The following is a 16,384-nucleotide window of genomic DNA, read 5'->3' as shown; positions in this document are numbered from 1 at the left end:
CAAAGAAATGTTACATTGCCTGGGAATTCACAAAATAATCCGTATTGTGGACTCACAAAATAAGTCTAAAGATCCAGTTCCGGGATCAAGCGTTTTGTCAGGGGTTGCCATTGGCAAGGCAACCCGAATATACATGCCTTCAATCTGCATGCTTCGACCCGTAGGTATACAGTTTTATTTACCCCATGGCCACTACATATAACTCCGACAGAGACAGTTCTATTGCTTGGGCCGATGAATCCATGGATGGGTTCGACACCGACTTAAATCGAGTGGCAGAAAAGGTGTCTGCCGCTGATAGCCAAATCACCCCAGACCTTACGGCCTGGGACGAAGATCGGGAGGTTCTGGCAAAGTTTTCTCAGTCAGAGGCCATGTCAGAGATGGGGCTGTCGGGCTATAGCAAAACCATTACCGACGATGCCGTTGGGGCTTTCTTTAAGGAAATGGCGCGCTACCCGCTGCTAAAGCCGAGTGAAGAAATTGAGCTTGCCCGGCAGGTACGCTTCTTATCTAAGGTCGAAGCCGCCAGTGAAAAATTGCAAAAAGAGTTGGGTCGTAAACCCAACCGACAAGAACTAGTTGAGAAACTAAAGATCAGCGAAGCGGAGTTCACCCAAAAGCTCCACGAAGGTAGAACTGCCAAGCGAAGAATGATTCGCTCTAACCTGCGGTTGGTGGTGTCGATCGCCAAGCGCTATTTAAACCGAGGAGTGCCTTTTCTCGATTTAATTCAAGAAGGAGCGCTGGGATTAAACCGAGCCACCGAAAAATTTGATCCCGACAAGGGCTACAAATTTTCGACCTACGCCTACTGGTGGATTCGCCAGGGCATTACTCGCACCATCGCCAACGATGCCCGCACGATTCGCCTGCCGATCCACATTGTGGAAAAGTTGAACAAGCTGAAGAAAGCTCACCGCGATCTGCGGCGCGATTTGCAGCGCAACCCCAGCGAGCAAGAACTGGCTGATGCCCTCGATGTGACGGTTGATCAATTGAGAAGTTTGCAGCAGGTGCGGCGGCGATCGCTCTCCTTAAACCACCGCGTTGGTAAAGGCGAAGACACCGAATTGATGGAGCTGCTCGAAGACAGCAGCACCCAGACACCGGAGTCTAAAATTAGCGAAAACATGATGCGCCAAGAAATTACCAGCGTGCTGGGCGAGGTGCTGACCGAACGCGAAAAAGATATCATTACGCTGCGCTATGGGCTGGCGACTGGCGAGACTCACACGCTAGAAGAGGTGGGCGGCATCTTCAACCTCTCCCGAGAGCGGGTGCGCCAGATTCAAACCAAAGCTATGCGCAAGCTGCGGCGGCCCCAGGTGGCTGCCCGCCTCAAAGGTTGGCTCAAGTAGCTCAACGCCGTTCGGTAAGACACATCTCCAAATCTCCCGCCCCCCGAGTTTGGGAGGGCAGTGGTCAACGGTCTCTTTAGAGATCTCCTCTGCCCTTCCTAAATAAGGGGGGTTTTAGTTGGCGTGTTGCACCAAATATCTGAGGAGCGGAGCGAAGATAATATTCATCTCTCAATCAAAAATCTCGTACTTTATGGATGCCATTCACTTAAGCAATATTCGCGCCTACGGCTACACGGGGGCGCTGCCCGAAGAAAACGTGCTGGGCCAGTGGTTTCAGGCCGACCTCATACTGTATTTGGATTTGGCTGAGGCTACCCAGAGCGATCGCCTCGCCGACACCCACGACTATCGCACCGTGATCAACGGCACCCAGCAGATTATTCGCGAAGCCAAGTTTGCGCTAATTGAGCGGCTGGCGGGGGCGATCGCTACCCTAGCGCTCGACTCTGATGCGCGTCTGCAACGGGTCACGGTCAAAGTTACCAAGCTCAATCCACCTATCCCCGACTACACGGGTCAGGTGGCGGTAGAAATCACCCGCGATAGAATCCAGTAAGCGGTAATTCCTAACGTAAACCTGGTGGGCAGTGCCTACCCCACGGTGGCTCATGACTTCTACAACCAATTCACGGCAGCAGCTCAGGGCTGAGCTAGAGCGCATGCCCGACTGGCTGCGTCGCCCTATCGGCAACGCCAGCGAGATTTCGGCAGTGCAGCGCATTGTCAAAGAGCGGCAAATTCACACCATTTGCGAAGAGGGCCGCTGCCCCAACCGAGGCGAGTGCTACGCCAACCGCACCGCCACCTTTTTGCTGATGGGGTCGGTGTGCACCCGCGCCTGCTCATTTTGTCAGGTGGAAAAGGGCCACGCGCCCATGACCCTCGACCCCTACGAACCCGAAAAGGTTGCGGAATCGGTACGGCTGCTGGGCTTGCGCTACGTGGTGCTGACTTCGGTAGCGCGGGATGATTTACCCGACCACGGGGCCAGCTGGTTCGCCACCGTGATGCACACCATTCGTCAGGAGAATCCGGGGATTGAAATCGAAGTGTTGACTCCAGACTTTTGGGGTGGGCCAACCCGTGCAGTCGGGCAGGCCGATCGCGTTCAGACCGTAGTGGCTGCCAAGCCCGCCTGCTACAACCACAACCTCGAAACTGTGCGGCGACTGCAAGATCCAGTGCGGCGCGGGGCTAAGTACGATCGCTCCCTCCGTGTCCTATCGCTGGTGAAGGAATTTGACCACACCATGCCGACAAAATCGGGACTGATGGTGGGCCACGGCGAAACCGAGGCAGAACTGATTGAGGCGATGCAAGATTTGCGGCAGGTGGGGTGCGATCGCATCACCATCGGCCAATACATGCGCCCCTCTCTCGATCACCGTCCAGTCGATCGCTACTGGACTCCTGAAGAGTTCACCCGGTTAGGAAAAATTGCCCAAGGACTCGGATTCGAGCATGTGCGCTCTGGGCCGTTGGTGCGCAGCTCTTACCACGCTGGGGAAGCGCCTTGAGTCAGGTGACCTGGCGGCTGATTCCATTGCTGGATGCCTCCGGCGCGGTGCAGATGGCGATCGATGCCTGGCTGCTCGATCAGCATCAGCACCAGGGGCATCCGCCCACCCTGCGGTTCTACACCTGGAATCCGGCAGCGATTTCCCTAGGGGCAAGCCAGCGGCGGCAGATGCCTGACCATTGGCAAAGTCTTGTCTGGCAGGGACAGCCGGTGGAGCTGGTGCAGCGACCGACCGGCGGGCGTGGAGTACTACACCAAGGCGATTTGACCTATGCCCTAGTGACTTCTCACATTGCTGGAAGCCGCGACCAAGCCTACAGATTTCTCTGCCAGTTCTTAATTGCGGGCTGGGCAAAGTTGGGTGTATCCCTCACGTTTGGGCAGCCCGGTCGAGACTATGGACGTTCGCACAACTGCTTTGCCCTGGCCACCAGTGCCGATTTGGTCGATGCTCAAGGCATCAAGGTGATCGGCAGTGCCCAGCTGCGGCGCGGTTCCTGCCTACTTCAGCATGGCTCGATGGGATTGATGACCGATGCCGAGCTGTGGCAGCAGGTGTTTCAAACGCCAGCACGGCCAGCGAGTCAGGCCCAGCTGGCTGTGCGACAGGGGTTGACCGTCTCCAAAATCATTGAATCGCTCACTCAGGCGGCCGAGGATTGCTTTAATTGCCAGCTCATTGCCCAACCTCTAACCCAACAAGAGTGGGTAGAGGTCTACGCCCTGGCACAAAAAAATGGCCCGGAGTGCCAGAGCACCGAGCCATCTGCCGTATCGGTTCGAAGCTAGCTCATGGCGGCTGAGCCGCGATCGTAGCCGGAGAAATCATGGGGCATTTTGCCTTGAATGTGGCTTTCGTAGTGAGCCGCGTCTTCTACAGAGATGCCGACCTCAGCGGCTAGGCGCACCATCATGCCCTGCTCGCGGCGACGGCTGCGCTGGTGACGGCGAATAAACAGGTTGCGGGCTAGGTCAGAGATGTTAACAGGCGTGGCTTCAGATTCCACCGCAGGGGCAACGAGGCTAGCGGCAACCGCCGGCAGCTCTGCGGCTATGACCACCGGGGCGATTCGCGGAGCGATCCGTTCCGGAATCGCTGCCACCGGAGCAGCAATACCCGTGCGATGGGACACACCACGCCAGGTCAAATCGGCAGCGGGCTGAGCAGGCAGTTCGGCCAAAGCCTCAAATGCCACTGGAGCACCTCGATAGTTGCCGGTGTCGATGGTTTCGCCCACTTTGGGCGCGGGCTGAGATGGAGCGTCGTAGCTGTGACCGCGATAGGTGAGTTTCATAATGCCGCCTCCTAGAAGCGATGCGTAGTGAGGCGCGTTCCTTCGGGAGTGTCCCTACTTCCGTCTCCCATCTGGGGTGCCTGAGGGGGAATGCACCCAGTAAACGTCAGGGGGAGATGAACGATTATCTTGATATTTGTATAATACGCTACTGTTTTTTGAAAATATCAGCTTTTGACAATTCTACATGGAGAGCATATGCATCGCTTTAGCAAGCGATTCCGGAACAGATACTCGTTCCGAGTCGGTTCCCGTTTCTTGATGCCATAGGCTTTACGCTCCGCAAATCGCCCATGAAAGTTATTCATATCTACCATGACAGAAAGTTTTTGTAATTTTAGATACAGAAATCTATTCTCAGGTTGTGGGTGAAAAACCCTCGACGCAACACTAAAGGAGATCTACTTATGAATAGCAGCTATTGGCCGATTCACAATGGCAGCACCACTGGCCTGGTTGCCCAACTCGGCACCCTCTGGCAAAACCTGTTGGCTCACCTCGAAGCCACCACTGAACCCCGCGTGTGGAAAGCCAGCGATACCTCTGATCAAACTCTGTGGAATGCCTACGACCCCATTACCCAGATGGCGATCGACCACGCTTCTGCCGACGAGCTCCGCACCTGGCTCGAAGAGTTGCACTATCGCAACTAGGGATCTGGGGTTTATGGTGCAAGGTGCAAGATATAAGGTTCACGGTGGCTCGTCATACCTAAACCCTAAACCTGGAACCTTCCTCCCCCTACAACTGCACATTTATTTAATGGGCAAACATTAGGTCACTCACTATAGTCATAGCAACATTGCGCTTCCCCTGAGGGAATGGGCAATTGGGCCACTTGGCCAGCCGTTTCGCTGCAAAGGCTTGCTATGACATCGGTATTGATTCAGGGTGGTCGCATTGTCACAGCGGTAGACGACTACCAGGGTGACATCCTCATTCAAGATGGCCGCATTGAGGCCATTGGCCGCCAGCTCTCGGTAGAGAATGCTGAATGTCACAATGCCGCCGGTTTGCTAGTCCTACCCGGCGGCATTGACGCCCATGTGCACATGGAAACCCCCATGGGCAACGATGTCTACACCTGCGACACATTTGAAACGGGTACTCGCTCAGCAGCCTTTGGCGGCACCACCACCATCATTGACTTTGCTCAGCAGTTCCACAACGACAGCCCCAAGGCAGCCTTAGATAGACGTCTGGCGGCGGCTGAACCCCAGTGCTGCGTTGACTACGCCTTTCACGTTATTCTCACCGACATTAACCCCGGCTCTTTAGCCGAGCTACCCGATCTGATCAACCAGGATGGGGTGTCTAGCTTCAAGCTCTACATGGCCTACCCCAGCGTGCTGATGGTTGACGACGCCGATATCTTTAGAACCATGCGCCGCACGGGCGATCACGGCGGCATGGTCAACCTCCACGCTGAGAATGGCGTGGTCATTCAAGCGCTGATTGAAGAGGCGCTAGAGCAGGGCAACACTTCGCCTAAATACCATCAGCTCACCCGCCCCAGCCTAATGGAAGGGGAAGCCGCCCACCGGGTGATTCGCATTGCGGAGCTGGCGGAGGTGCCGGTATACATTGTGCACCTATCGGCAAAGGAAGCCTTGGAGGCAGTAGTGGAGGCGCGCGATCGCGGCATTCATGCCTTTGCCGAAACCTGCCCTCACTACCTCTTTCTCGATGAGTCGGAGTACGACGCTCCCGGCTTTGAGGCGGCAAAATACGTGATGACTCCACCCTTAAGGAATCACGACTGCCAACATGCCCTGTGGCGGGGGCTCCAATTCGATGACCTTCAGCTGGTGGCCACCGACCACTGCCCTTTCTGCATGAACGAGAACCCCCTCGGGATTCTCAAGTCAAAGCAGGTCGGTCGGGATAATTTCAACCGCATCCCCAACGGTGCCCCTGGGGTAGAACTGCGCCTGACACTACTCTACGACGGTGGAGTCAGAGCCGGACGCATCAACCTCAACCGCTTTGTGCAGCTCACCGCTACCGCCCCGGCCAAAATGTTTGGCCTATTTCCCCAGAAGGGCACGATCGCTGTCGGTAGCGATGCCGACCTGGTGCTGTTTGACCCCAACGAAACTCACACCCTCAGCGCCAGCACTCATCATTCCCTGGTGGATTATTCGCTGTTTGAGGGGCGAGAAGTCACGGGCAAGGTCAAAAAAGTCTTTCTGCGGGGCCAGTGCATTGTCGATGGCGACGAATGGCTGGGGCGATCGGGCATGGGCCAATATCTTCCCCGCAGCGCCTCAGGAAGAGTGCTTTAAGGGGTGCAAGGTCCAGGGTATAAGGTCGTAGGGGCAGCCCTAGACCCTAAACCTTATACCCCTCCCCACAAGTCAGCCCTCTATTCACCCCAAAACTATAAATTCGGCCACTCTTCCTGGGCTTCGTCTTTGGTGTTGGTGCGTCGCTCAGGGGTCTGGCGCTCAAAGGTCATGTGAATGTTGCGGCTCTGCTCGCCATCGGCCGCCACCGCCATAATCGGGTAGTCAACAGTGCCGTCCTGGAAGGAGATCTGGAAGCGGAAGGTGCCATCTTCGTTGAGCTGAATGGGGTTGCCCGCCACGGTTACGGTAGCATCGGGTTCTGTCGCACCGTAAACAATCAACTCGGCATCGGCCACCAGCCAAAACTCGCGGGGCCGAATGGGTGGCGCCGAGGCCGAAAAGCCTGCTCCAGACATGGTCAGACCAGCAACCCCTGACATGGTGAGACTGCCAATGCCCGACATTGTCAGGCCAGGAAATTCAGCCATTGCCCCAGGGAAACCCGAGAGGGTAAAGCCCGATACCCCGGACATGGTCGGACCAGGCCCAATTGCCGCCGCGCCTAGACCCGCCCCGGACGGAAAGATGAAAGAGCTAATGGAGGGTGCCATAGACCCAGCCACGTGCTGCATCGAGCCAAACAAAGAGCCATCCACGCGCAGAGCTTCACCGCCCTGGGCCAAGGAATAGAGCTGGGCATGCAGCGCACCGGCATCGGCCCTCTCAACGCGAGGATCAACCAGCGTCATGATGGTCTTGCCGCGCAGATTTTCGTCCCAGATAACGGTGAGGAAATGTTCTTCTGTCCAGTCGGAGGGGTAAACGGGCGGTACGCGAATGGTGTTAGAGCGAGCCAGCACCAGCCAGCGGCCATCGCCCGTCAGGTAGCCAATCTCGACTTGGTAGTCGCGATCGCTCACCGGAATCTGCATGTACCACTCGCGGGCCAGTTCGTCGCAGCCCACCTGTTGCAGACTGTGGGGAGCCTGGCTATCTAAATTGATGCCGGTGACGTCGTACAACCGCAGGGCCAGATGTTCGCCCCCCTGACGGCGCAGCTCTTCTTTGCGAGAACTGGGTGTATCCCAGTAGGCGTAGGCCCATTGCGGATCACGGGGCATTAGCACAATGCGGCTTTCGCCATAGCCGTCGGGCAAGGGCGGCAGACCGTCATCAATAGTAGACAGATCTATATCGCCTTCAGCCGGTCGACCGATCACATTATATTTGCTGGCCTCAACGGCAGACTGATCTTCAGTGCTGGCCAAAGATGCTGCGGCCCCAGCAGCCAAGCCTGCGAGCCCCAGCGTCACAGGGACAGCAGCAGGCACGGCCGGTTCAGGCTCTGTGGGGGTTACTGCCGGTTCGGGGGCAGCGGGCACTTCATCCATAGCGACAATTTCAGGTTCAGGTACGGGTGGCTCGACCGGAGCAGGTTCGGGAAGATCGACAACCGGCGCGGGTGCTTCTGACGCAGCGGCCCCAGCAGCCAAACCTGCAAGCCCCAGCGTCACGGGGATAGCAGCGGGCATAGCCGGTTCAGGCTCTGGGGGGGCTACTACCGGTTCGGGGGCAGCGGGCACTTCATCTACAGCGACAATTTCAGGTTCAGGTACGGGTGGCTCGACCGGAGCGGAGTCGGGAAGATCGACAACCGGCACGGGCTCTTCTGGCACAGCAGCGGCTATGGGCTCATCTATTACGACAGGCGGCACTACAACCGGCTCAACCGGGGGAGCAGCAACGGCAGGATCGATTGGGGTGGGCAGGGGATGTTCGGCAGTAGGAGGAGCATCCGCAGGGGTGCCAGGGCCTGGTGTTAACCCGCGTCTGCTGCGACCGATCGCCCAGGCTAACCCACCCAAAGCTGCTAAAGGCAGCAGCAGCCACCACCAGGGAAATCCAGCGTTATTGTCGGCTACCGGGGCCGGATCGGCCGGAGCCTCGGTAGCAGCGGGGTCTGTCTCACCAGGGGCAGGAGCCGCCGCTGGGGTTTCTTCGGCAGCGGGGGAGCCTGGGGCGGTTACCCCTGCCGCTACCTCTCCCACCTCAGCAACCTGAGCCGCAGCTAGGGCCGATTGCCCGGTGGAGGAGGTGGCGTAGCCCAAAAAGGCGGCTACTGCGGGGCTAGGTTCACCTTTATAGACAAAGTAGCGGGGTTGCGAATAGGGATAGCGGGGGTCATCGGGCAGGGTCTGGTGCATGGGCACGATTTTGACCGCCGGCTGATCGGTGACATGGGGGGCGATCGCATAGCTAATGCCGTCATCGTTCAACGCCTGAATCACCGCTGCCGTGTCATCTTCAGCCACAGTGTCGGTAGTAGGGCCAGCCTCAAACGAAGCGCCACCAAAGACGTCGTACTGGCTGAGCGAACGTCGCGTATCGCTGTCTTCGGGGCGATCGACAAAGCGAATTGGACCAGGCTCTCCACCGACTTCAGCCCAGTCGGTAATGTCGCCGCGAAACATGCCGGCAAACTGCTCAAAGGTTAGGTTGCCGTTGAAGGGGTTGTCGGCACCAATAATAATGGCAATTTTGGCTCGATCTAGAGCGACCGTATTTAGGTCTTGCGCCTGCTCTTCCTCCGTCAGGGGACGCCCGATCGCTGCTAGGTCAGTGTCGCCATCGATTAGCGCCGCGATCGCCCCATCGCTGTTGGTCACCTCCACGCCCACTTCACTACCGTCGTAGGCCGCTTCAAACTCCTTCTTGAGGGCATCGGCAGCAAAGCCCAAATTAGGGGAACTCTGAATCGAGAGGGTAGTGCCTGAGGGCACAGTTTCAGGCAGCGAAAAGGCCGGGCTCTGAGCTACCTGGGCCAGGGCAAAATTCCTCAGCTCTGGGTGAGCGGCTGGGCTCAGGGCAAACAGTGCGGCAACGAGAAGCTTGACTGAATACTGCATCGTTTGACGGGGGAGGCAAAGAACGGGAGGCTAGGCAAATATACCAAGTCCATAGGTACAACGGACGTATGCTATCTCGCAAAACCCGTTGACTACCCCAGATTTGGTGCGTACCCGAGAATTACGCTCAACTATTGCAGCATTCGCTAGGGGAGTCAATGGTCAAAGGCTAGGGGCAGTTGAAGGCAAATATCGGCTCTAAATCCCTGAATATTGAGAAAAATGCGCCATCTCATCAGACTGAAAATGGGGACGAAGCAGCAACGTCACACTCTCCCCGATAGCGGGGGCAGGTCAAGCCTCACTCACGACCTCATCTCTAGCGATCGCCCCCAAACCAACCCTACGAAATTTTTTCTACAGCCTCGCCCGTGCCATCTACATCTTCCAATAAAGAAGTTCATGGCGAACGCTGAGTCAGGCAAGTCGGCCTCTGCACAGGCCTCTACATCGAACTTCTGACCCCAGCACCAGAGTGCTCTGGCACGGTCACCGACCTAACCCACTCTCAGCCAGCGGGTTATCATGGGAAAACCATTGACATTTCTTAACAAATTTCAGCACGATTATTTAGCAAGACTGATTTATTCATGACGGCTTCTTCCCCCACTTCTAGCGGCATCAAAGGTTTTGTGGAGCAGCGCCTTCTGCTTGGCCAGCCCCTAACCTCAGAACTGGCCGCCATTTTGCTGGTGTACTTCGTACAGGGCATCTTGGGCCTAGCGCGGCTAGCGGTGAGCTTTTTTCTCAAAGATGACCTGGGCCTCACCCCTGCCGAGGTAGCTGCCCTCAGCGGTATCGCCACCCTGCCTTGGACGATCAAGCCCGTGTTTGGCCTGCTGTCGGATGGACTGCCGATTTTTGGCTATCGACGGCGGCCCTACCTCATCCTTTCTGGGCTGTTGGGTGCGGGAGCGTGGCTAGCGTTAGCCACGGTGGTGCAGACGGGATGGGCTGCGATCGCAGCCATCACCCTCAGCTCCCTCTCCGTTGCCGTCAGCGACGTAATCGTCGATTCTCTCGTAGTAGAGCGGGCCCGAGGCGAATCCCTCGGCAACGCCGGCACGCTGCAATCCCTTGCCTGGGGCACCTCGGCGGTAGGGGGGGTTCTCACCGCTTACCTGGGCGGCGCGCTGCTTCAGCACATCAGCACCCGTGCCGTCTTTGGCATTACCGCCACCTTTCCGCTGATCGTGTCCCTGGTGGCGGTGCTCATCATTGAGGATCCGGTAGATTCTCCCAGCTGGGCGGTGGTGGGCAACCAGGTCAAACAGCTCTGGCAGGCCGTTCGCCAGCGGGCGATCTGGATGCCCGCACTCTTCTTATTTCTGTGGCAGGCCACCCCCACCGCTGATGCCGCCTTCTTTTTCTTCACAACTAACGATTTAGGCTTTCAGCCCGAGTTTTTGGGCCGGGTGCGGTTGGTTACTAGTTTGGCTGCCCTCCTCGGCATCTGGGTTTTTCAGCGGTTTCTACGCACAGTGCCCTTTCGCACCATTTTTGCCTGGTCTACGGTGCTCTCTAGCCTGCTCGGCATGAGCATGCTGCTGCTGGTCACCCACGCCAATCGCAACCTGGGCATTGGCGATGAGTGGTTTAGCCTCGGCGACAGCCTGGTGCTCACCGTCATGGGCGAAATTGCCTTCATGCCGGTGTTAGTGCTTTCGGCGCGGCTCTGCCCCCCCGGCGTAGAGGCCACTCTGTTTGCGCTACTGATGTCGGTGGTCAATCTAGCCGGGCTGCTTTCCCACGAGCTAGGAGCGGTGCTGACCCACTGGCTTAGCGTCACCGAGACCAACTTCGACAACCTGTGGGAACTGGTGCTGATCACCAATCTCACCACGCTGCTGCCCCTGCCCCTGCTGTTTTTGCTGCCCAACACCTCTTCTCAGGGAGTGAGCGATCGCAGCGAAGAACATGCCGAAAGTCTCCCCCCGGCAGATACGCCCATGGGTTCAACAGGTTTATTCTCAACCCATGTAACTGAGCACCCAGTCACCGTGGGCGATTCCGGGCCGGAACGCTTCGCGAAGCGAGAGTGACCGATCGAGGTTTCGCATCGCTTCGCGGATGCACCCCACGGTTTTCGCTCTATCTCCCTTACCTCCTTATCTTCCCCATCTCCCTTACTCCTCAACTACCCCACTATGACTGCGACCCAACCCCGTCCCACCGCCGCCACCTTCTCCCTCGCAGACTGGGGCGGTGGCTACCGCTCCCAACCCCATGAATACAGCTACTGGATTGACGATATTGAGGGCACCATCCCTGCCGATCTAGAGGGCACTCTGTTTCGCAACGGCCCTGGCCTGCTCGAGGTCAACGGCCACCGCGTCAAGCACCCCTTCGATGGCGACGGCATGATCAGCAGCATTGCCATGCAGAATGGACGGGCCTACTTTCGCAACCGCTTTGTACGTACAGAAGGCTACGTAGCCGAGCAGCAGGCCCAGAAACCGCTTTACAGAGGCGTCTTTGGCACCCAAAAGCCCGGCGGCCCCTTGGCCAACGCCTTTGACCTGAAGCTCAAAAACATCGCCAACACCAACATTGTCTACTGGGCCGGCAAGCTGCTGGCCCTATGGGAAGCCGCCGAACCCCATCGGTTAGATCCCTCCACCCTCGACACCCTAGGGTTGGACTACCTAAACGGCCTGATTGCCCCCGGTGGTTCCTTCACGGCCCATCCTAAGGTTGACCCTGGCCACCACGGCGACCAGCGGCTGGTAGGCTTCTCGGTTAAAACTGGCCTCTCCAGCACCATCACCCTCTACGAACTCGACGCCCAGGGCAATGCCCTCAGCCAGCACAGCCACAGCATTCCTGGCTTCGCTTTCATCCACGATTTTGCCATCACCCCCAACTACGCCATCTTCTTCCAAAACCCTGTGAGCTTTGGGCCAGTGCCCTTCTTGCTGGGGTTCAAAGGGGCGGCAGAGTGCATTAGCTTCAACCCCAAGCAGCCCACCAAAATTCTGCTAGTGCCGCGCAATGGCGACCCCATGCAGGTGATTGAGACTGACCCCTGCTTTGTGTTTCACCATGCCAATGCCTTTGAACAAGACGGCCAGGTGATTATCGACTCCGTTTGCTACGAAAATTTCCCGTCCCTAGACGGCAGCGACTACCTTGAGGTTGACTTTGACCATGTTCCGGCAGGGCAGCTCTGGCGCTTTACGGTGGATGTAGCGGCAGGTACCACCCAGGTCGATACGCTGGTTTCTCGCTGTGTGGAATTTCCCACCCTGCACCCCGACGTTCTTGGTCGACCCTACCAACATCTATTTATAGGGACAGCTCATGGGTCTGAGGGCAACGCACCGCTGCAAGCCCTGCTCAAGCTCGACACCCACACGGGTGAAACTCAGCTGTGGAGCGCTGCCCCACGCGGGTTTATGGGTGAGCCGCTGTTTGTGCCCCGTCCGCAGGGCCAAGGGGATGACGACGGCTGGGTGCTGGTGCTGATGTATAACGCCGATCGCGGCTGCTCTGACTTGGTGATTTTGGATGGGCGCGACATTACCGCTGACCCTGTGGCCCGGCTCAAGCTACCCCACCATGTGCCCTACGGCCTGCACGGCAACTTTGTGCCTCAATACTTTGGCCCAGACCACAGCTTAGAGGAAGCTCAAGGTTAGAATTAATCTAACTAGAACTGTACGAGTTGCTGCCGATGGCCTCTGCTTCACCTGCTAAAGCCGCACAAGAGCCATTTATTGCGGTGATACGGGAGCTGGCACGGGCCTACCAGGCGTTTTCGGCCTACTCTGACGCCCATGTGCGGCAGTTTGATCTGACCCCTGCCCAGTTTGATGTCATTGCCACTCTGGGTAATACCCAGGGCATGACCATGGGCGACATTGGCGAAAAAACGCTGATTACTAAGGGCACTCTGACCGGGGTAGTCGCTCGCCTAGTGCAGAAGCAGCTAGTGCAGCGATCGACTCCCGCCGATAACCGTCGCAGCGTCATTGTGCAGCTGACGCCTGAGGGAAATCAGGTCTTTGAGGACGTGTTTCCAGCCCATATTGCTCACCTTAAAGAGCGCTTTGACCATCTAGATGCGGCCAATCTAGAGCAGTTGCGGGTGCTACTAGGGCAACTGCGGCAGGCGTTTTAGCGGTGGGAACCGTCATGCGCTCTTGACTACCTTGGCCAAAGAAGAGAACCGTCTATTGAAAGGCGCAGTCCGATCCTTGCCTTAGGAGTGAGGGGGGCAACAGCGAAGTTTAGGAAGATTAGTGATCTCCCCAATCCTGGTTTTCTGCCATGACTCGCCCCGGAAGGCATATTTCTTACTGGATTGATTCGACATTGCCTTCTACCTACCCGGCTCTGAGTCAGGATGTGACGGTAGATGTGGCTATAGTGGGTGCTGGGCTAGCGGGGGTGATGACCGCTAAGCTGCTCAAGCAAGCCGGAAAGACCGTGGCATTGATTGAGGCCGATCGCATCGGGCAAGGCACCTCCGGCCACACCACCGCCAAAGTATCTGCCCTGCAACAGCTGATCTATGCAGATCTAATCGACCAGCACGGCATCGAGAAAGCACGGCTCTACGCAGAGTCGAACCAGGCCGCGATCGCCCGCCTAGCCGAGTTAATCGCCGCCGAAAACATTGACTGCGACTTTGAACGCAAAGCCAACTACACCTTCGCCACCGATCAGGCTGGGCTCGAACAAATCAAAGATGAATTAGAAGCGGCCCAGAGCGTGGGTCTCCCCGCTACCTTTGTCGAGAGCGTAGACCTGCCACTGTCGGTCACCGGAGCGATCATGCTGCCCGATCAGGCGCAGTTTCACCCACGCAAGTTTATGCTGGCGATCGCAGCCACTCTGCCCGGCAACGGCAGCCACGTCTTTGAGCAAACCCGAGTAGACACCGTTAAAGATGACGGCCCAGGCCGCGTAATCACCCAAAATGGGCCGACGGTCATCGCTCAAGACGTGGTAATTGCCACCAACCTGTCCATTCTGGATGTTGGGCTTTTCTTTGCCAAGAGCTATCCCCAACGGTCCTATCTAGTTGGGGGGCACATCGACGCCAACCGTGCTCCCCAGGGCATGTACATTGGTGTCGGCGAAGGCTATCGCTCCATTCGCACTACCCCTACCGACGACGGTGGGCTGCTGCTGCTTGTCGGCGGTGAGGGCAACAAAGTTGGTCAAGACGACGCCACCGACGAACGCTATCAGCGTTTAGAAGCCTATCTGCACAACCACTTTGGGGTCGAACCCGCCTACCGCTGGTCGAGCCAAGACTATAAATCCTTCGACAAGCTGCCCTACATCGGCAAGCTCACCTTGGCCCACCAGCATACCTACGTCGCCACCGGATTCAGCCTCTGGGGCATGACCAAGTCAGTGATCGCAGGCATGGTGCTAGCGGACAACATTTTGGGCCATAGACACCCCTGGGCCGATCTCTACGACGCCACCCGCCCAACGCCCTTGGTCACCAAGACCTCAGTTCAGCAAAATTTGGATGTCGGGTCGCACTGGATGGGCGATCGCTTCAAAGGCCTGTTTGATTCCACCGATAGCGTCAACCCTGGAGAAGGCAAACTGGTCACCCACAAAGGGGCCAAAGTCGCCGCCTACCGCGACGACAACGGTCAGCTGCACACCGTTTCTGCTGTCTGCCCCCACCTGGGCTGCATTGTCGCTTGGAACCAGGCCGAGAAAAGCTGGGATTGCCCCTGCCACGGCTCTCGCTTTAACTACGACGGCAAGATTCTCCATAGTCCCACCGTCAAACCGCTAGCGCAGAAAGTTTGTAACTAATCGGCGCGTTGCCCCTGCATCCCTGCTGCGACGACACCCCACCACTCCCAGGCCCATGCGACAATAGCGGCGTCTTTTAGCCCAACTTTTCCCATGAGTGGCGACACTATCTTTGGCAAAATCATCCGCAAAGAGATTCCGGCCAATATTGTCTATGAGGATGATCTCTGCCTAGCCTTTACTGACATCACGCCCCAAGCTCCTACCCACATTTTAGTCATCCCCAAAAAGCCCATCCCCAAGTTGTCGGATGCAACCTCTGAGGATAAAGAACTGTTGGGACATTTATTGCTAACCATTAAGCAGGTGGCCGACCAAGCAGGTTTGACTGAGAACGGCTATCGGGTGGTGATCAACACCGGCGACGACGGCGGACAAACTGTTTTCCATTTGCACTTGCACCTGCTTGGCGGACGTAGCTTAGATTGGCCACCGGGCTAGGCCATTTACTTTTGTGCAACGAAATAAACTTTCTTTTCTCAGCGTTTTCTGTAGAAAAGAGAAACTTTACACTGCATAGAAGTGAGTCACTATGCCAGGTCTAGTGTGGGGCTTTAGCTTCCCACAGATATTTTTTACTTCTGGGCTTGAATCTCTAGTGGCGCATTTATCATCCATTTTTCGTTGTTATTCACTGGACTCTTACTATGACTACTTCTCTTCGCGCCCGCGATAATGCGGGAGCTTGGGAGCAGTTTTGCCAGTGGATTACCAGCACCGAGAATCGCCTGTATGTGGGCTGGTTCGGCGTGTTGATGATCCCTACACTGCTCACCGCCACCATCTGCTTTGTGATCGCCTTTATCGCCGCTCCTGCGGTCGATATTGACGGCATCCGTGAGCCCGTTGCAGGTTCTCTGATGTACGGCAACAACATCATCTCTGGTGCCGTTGTGCCCTCGTCAAACGCTATCGGCCTGCACTTCTACCCCATCTGGGAAGCCGCTTCCCTCGATGAGTGGCTGTACAACGGTGGCCCTTACCAGTTGGTAATTTTCCACTTCCTAATCGGCATTTTTGCCTACATGGGTCGCCAGTGGGAACTGAGCTACCGCTTGGGCATGCGCCCATGGATCTGCGTCGCTTACTCTGCCCCGCTGTCCGCCGCTGTGGCTGTGTTCTTGATCTACCCCTTGGGTCAAGGCTCCTTCTCCGACGGCATGCCTCTGGGTATCTCTGGTACCTTCAACTTCATGCTGGTGTTCCAGGCTGAGCACAACATCCTGAT

The 16,384-nt window shown here is 57.0% G+C and carries 14 protein-coding genes and 1 riboswitch; of the genes, 12 read left to right on the top strand and 2 right to left on the bottom strand.

What is annotated here, in order from left to right; translation table 11 throughout:
- The first annotated feature begins 185 nt into the window (after positions 1 to 185).
- The 4 genes from NC979_RS11885 to NC979_RS11870 all read left to right on the top strand — a co-directional run bounded on the left by NC979_RS11885 (position 186) and on the right by NC979_RS11870 (position 3,672).
- A complete protein-coding gene (locus tag NC979_RS11885) occupies positions 186 to 1,361 on the top strand; it encodes an RNA polymerase sigma factor, RpoD/SigA family (RefSeq protein WP_190521568.1) in 1,176 nt (391 codons plus the stop codon).
- A 193-nt stretch (positions 1,362 to 1,554) separates the two neighbouring features.
- Complete coding sequence (folB, locus tag NC979_RS11880; protein WP_190521565.1) at positions 1,555 to 1,920, top strand: dihydroneopterin aldolase; 366 nt, start codon at positions 1,555 to 1,557, stop codon at positions 1,918 to 1,920.
- A 52-nt stretch (positions 1,921 to 1,972) separates the two neighbouring features.
- Positions 1,973 to 2,881, top strand: a complete 909-nt coding sequence (lipA, locus tag NC979_RS11875; protein WP_190521563.1) for a lipoyl synthase — start codon at positions 1,973 to 1,975, stop codon at positions 2,879 to 2,881.
- Positions 2,882 to 2,886: 5 nt separating this feature from the next.
- Entirely contained in the window at positions 2,887 to 3,672 is a 786-nt protein-coding gene (locus tag NC979_RS11870; protein WP_431191065.1) for a lipoate--protein ligase family protein, read from the top strand.
- Here the strand turns inward: NC979_RS11870 and NC979_RS11865 are convergent.
- Positions 3,669 to 4,178: a DUF4278 domain-containing protein gene (locus NC979_RS11865; protein ID WP_190521561.1), complete on the bottom strand. Its 510-nt coding sequence runs from the start codon at positions 4,176 to 4,178 to the stop codon at positions 3,669 to 3,671. The two genes, NC979_RS11870 and NC979_RS11865, sit on opposite strands and share 4 nt — an antisense overlap.
- Before the next feature lie 31 nt (positions 4,179 to 4,209).
- Positions 4,210 to 4,303, bottom strand: a riboswitch (Glutamine riboswitch).
- Positions 4,304 to 4,585: 282 nt separating this feature from the next.
- Between NC979_RS11865 and NC979_RS11860 the strand changes: the two genes are divergently transcribed.
- Together NC979_RS11860 and hydA are read left to right on the top strand one after the other, a co-directional pair.
- The gene (locus NC979_RS11860; protein WP_190521559.1) at positions 4,586 to 4,831 is read left to right on the top strand and encodes a hypothetical protein; all 246 of its coding nucleotides are present in this window, start codon (positions 4,586 to 4,588) and stop codon (positions 4,829 to 4,831) included.
- Positions 4,832 to 5,047: 216 nt separating this feature from the next.
- Positions 5,048 to 6,463 (top strand): dihydropyrimidinase, encoded by a 1,416-nt coding sequence (gene hydA, locus NC979_RS11855; RefSeq protein ID WP_190521557.1) that lies wholly within the window; start codon positions 5,048 to 5,050, stop codon positions 6,461 to 6,463.
- 95 nt (positions 6,464 to 6,558) lie between these two features.
- Here hydA and NC979_RS25365 read toward each other — a convergent pair whose 3' ends face one another.
- Entirely contained in the window at positions 6,559 to 9,372 is a 2,814-nt protein-coding gene (locus tag NC979_RS25365) for a DUF4912 domain-containing protein (RefSeq protein WP_190521555.1), read from the bottom strand.
- A gap of 590 nt (positions 9,373 to 9,962) precedes the next feature.
- On the opposite strand from NC979_RS25365, the gene NC979_RS11840 reads away from it, so the two are divergent.
- The 6 genes from NC979_RS11840 to NC979_RS11815 form a co-directional block, all read left to right on the top strand.
- Complete coding sequence (locus NC979_RS11840; protein ID WP_190521553.1) at positions 9,963 to 11,414, top strand: folate/biopterin family MFS transporter; 1,452 nt, start codon at positions 9,963 to 9,965, stop codon at positions 11,412 to 11,414.
- A gap of 105 nt (positions 11,415 to 11,519) precedes the next feature.
- Positions 11,520 to 13,010 (top strand): carotenoid oxygenase family protein, encoded by a 1,491-nt coding sequence (locus tag NC979_RS11835; RefSeq protein ID WP_190521551.1) that lies wholly within the window; start codon positions 11,520 to 11,522, stop codon positions 13,008 to 13,010.
- Positions 13,011 to 13,045: 35 nt separating this feature from the next.
- Complete coding sequence (locus tag NC979_RS11830; protein ID WP_190521549.1) at positions 13,046 to 13,492, top strand: MarR family winged helix-turn-helix transcriptional regulator; 447 nt, start codon at positions 13,046 to 13,048, stop codon at positions 13,490 to 13,492.
- 194 nt (positions 13,493 to 13,686) lie between these two features.
- Entirely contained in the window at positions 13,687 to 15,156 is a 1,470-nt protein-coding gene (locus tag NC979_RS11825) for an FAD-dependent oxidoreductase (protein WP_242024115.1), read from the top strand.
- A gap of 93 nt (positions 15,157 to 15,249) precedes the next feature.
- On the top strand, positions 15,250 to 15,597 hold the full coding sequence (locus NC979_RS11820; protein WP_190521546.1) for a histidine triad nucleotide-binding protein: 348 nt from the start codon (positions 15,250 to 15,252) through the stop codon (positions 15,595 to 15,597).
- Positions 15,598 to 15,803: 206 nt separating this feature from the next.
- Positions 15,804 to 16,384 (top strand): photosynthetic reaction center family protein (locus NC979_RS11815; protein WP_488656487.1); only part of this gene is annotated, 581 nt, incomplete at its 3' end.

Origin of the sequence: Leptolyngbya subtilissima AS-A7 (assembly GCF_039962255.1) — a bacterium.
GTDB lineage: Bacteria > Cyanobacteriota > Cyanobacteriia > Phormidesmidales > Phormidesmidaceae > Nodosilinea.
Note: the sequence above shows the minus strand (reverse complement) of the source record. Positions and strands in the feature narration are given on the sequence as shown.

Excerpts from the sequence above, each read along its gene's own strand:
- NC979_RS11885 (WP_190521568.1), top strand. The coding sequence starts at position 186 with ATGGCCACTACATATAACTCCGACAGAGACAGTTCTATTGCTTGGGCC.
- folB (WP_190521565.1), top strand. The coding sequence starts at position 1,555 with ATGGATGCCATTCACTTAAGCAATATTCGCGCCTACGGCTACACGGGG.
- lipA (WP_190521563.1), top strand. The coding sequence starts at position 1,973 with ATGACTTCTACAACCAATTCACGGCAGCAGCTCAGGGCTGAGCTAGAG.
- NC979_RS11865 (WP_190521561.1), bottom strand. The coding sequence starts at position 4,178 with ATGAAACTCACCTATCGCGGTCACAGCTACGACGCTCCATCTCAGCCC.
- NC979_RS11860 (WP_190521559.1), top strand. The coding sequence starts at position 4,586 with ATGAATAGCAGCTATTGGCCGATTCACAATGGCAGCACCACTGGCCTG.
- hydA (WP_190521557.1), top strand. The coding sequence starts at position 5,048 with ATGACATCGGTATTGATTCAGGGTGGTCGCATTGTCACAGCGGTAGAC.
- NC979_RS25365 (WP_190521555.1), bottom strand. The coding sequence starts at position 9,372 with ATGCAGTATTCAGTCAAGCTTCTCGTTGCCGCACTGTTTGCCCTGAGC.
- NC979_RS11840 (WP_190521553.1), top strand. The coding sequence starts at position 9,963 with ATGACGGCTTCTTCCCCCACTTCTAGCGGCATCAAAGGTTTTGTGGAG.
- NC979_RS11835 (WP_190521551.1), top strand. The coding sequence starts at position 11,520 with ATGACTGCGACCCAACCCCGTCCCACCGCCGCCACCTTCTCCCTCGCA.
- NC979_RS11830 (WP_190521549.1), top strand. The coding sequence starts at position 13,046 with ATGGCCTCTGCTTCACCTGCTAAAGCCGCACAAGAGCCATTTATTGCG.
- NC979_RS11820 (WP_190521546.1), top strand. The coding sequence starts at position 15,250 with ATGAGTGGCGACACTATCTTTGGCAAAATCATCCGCAAAGAGATTCCG.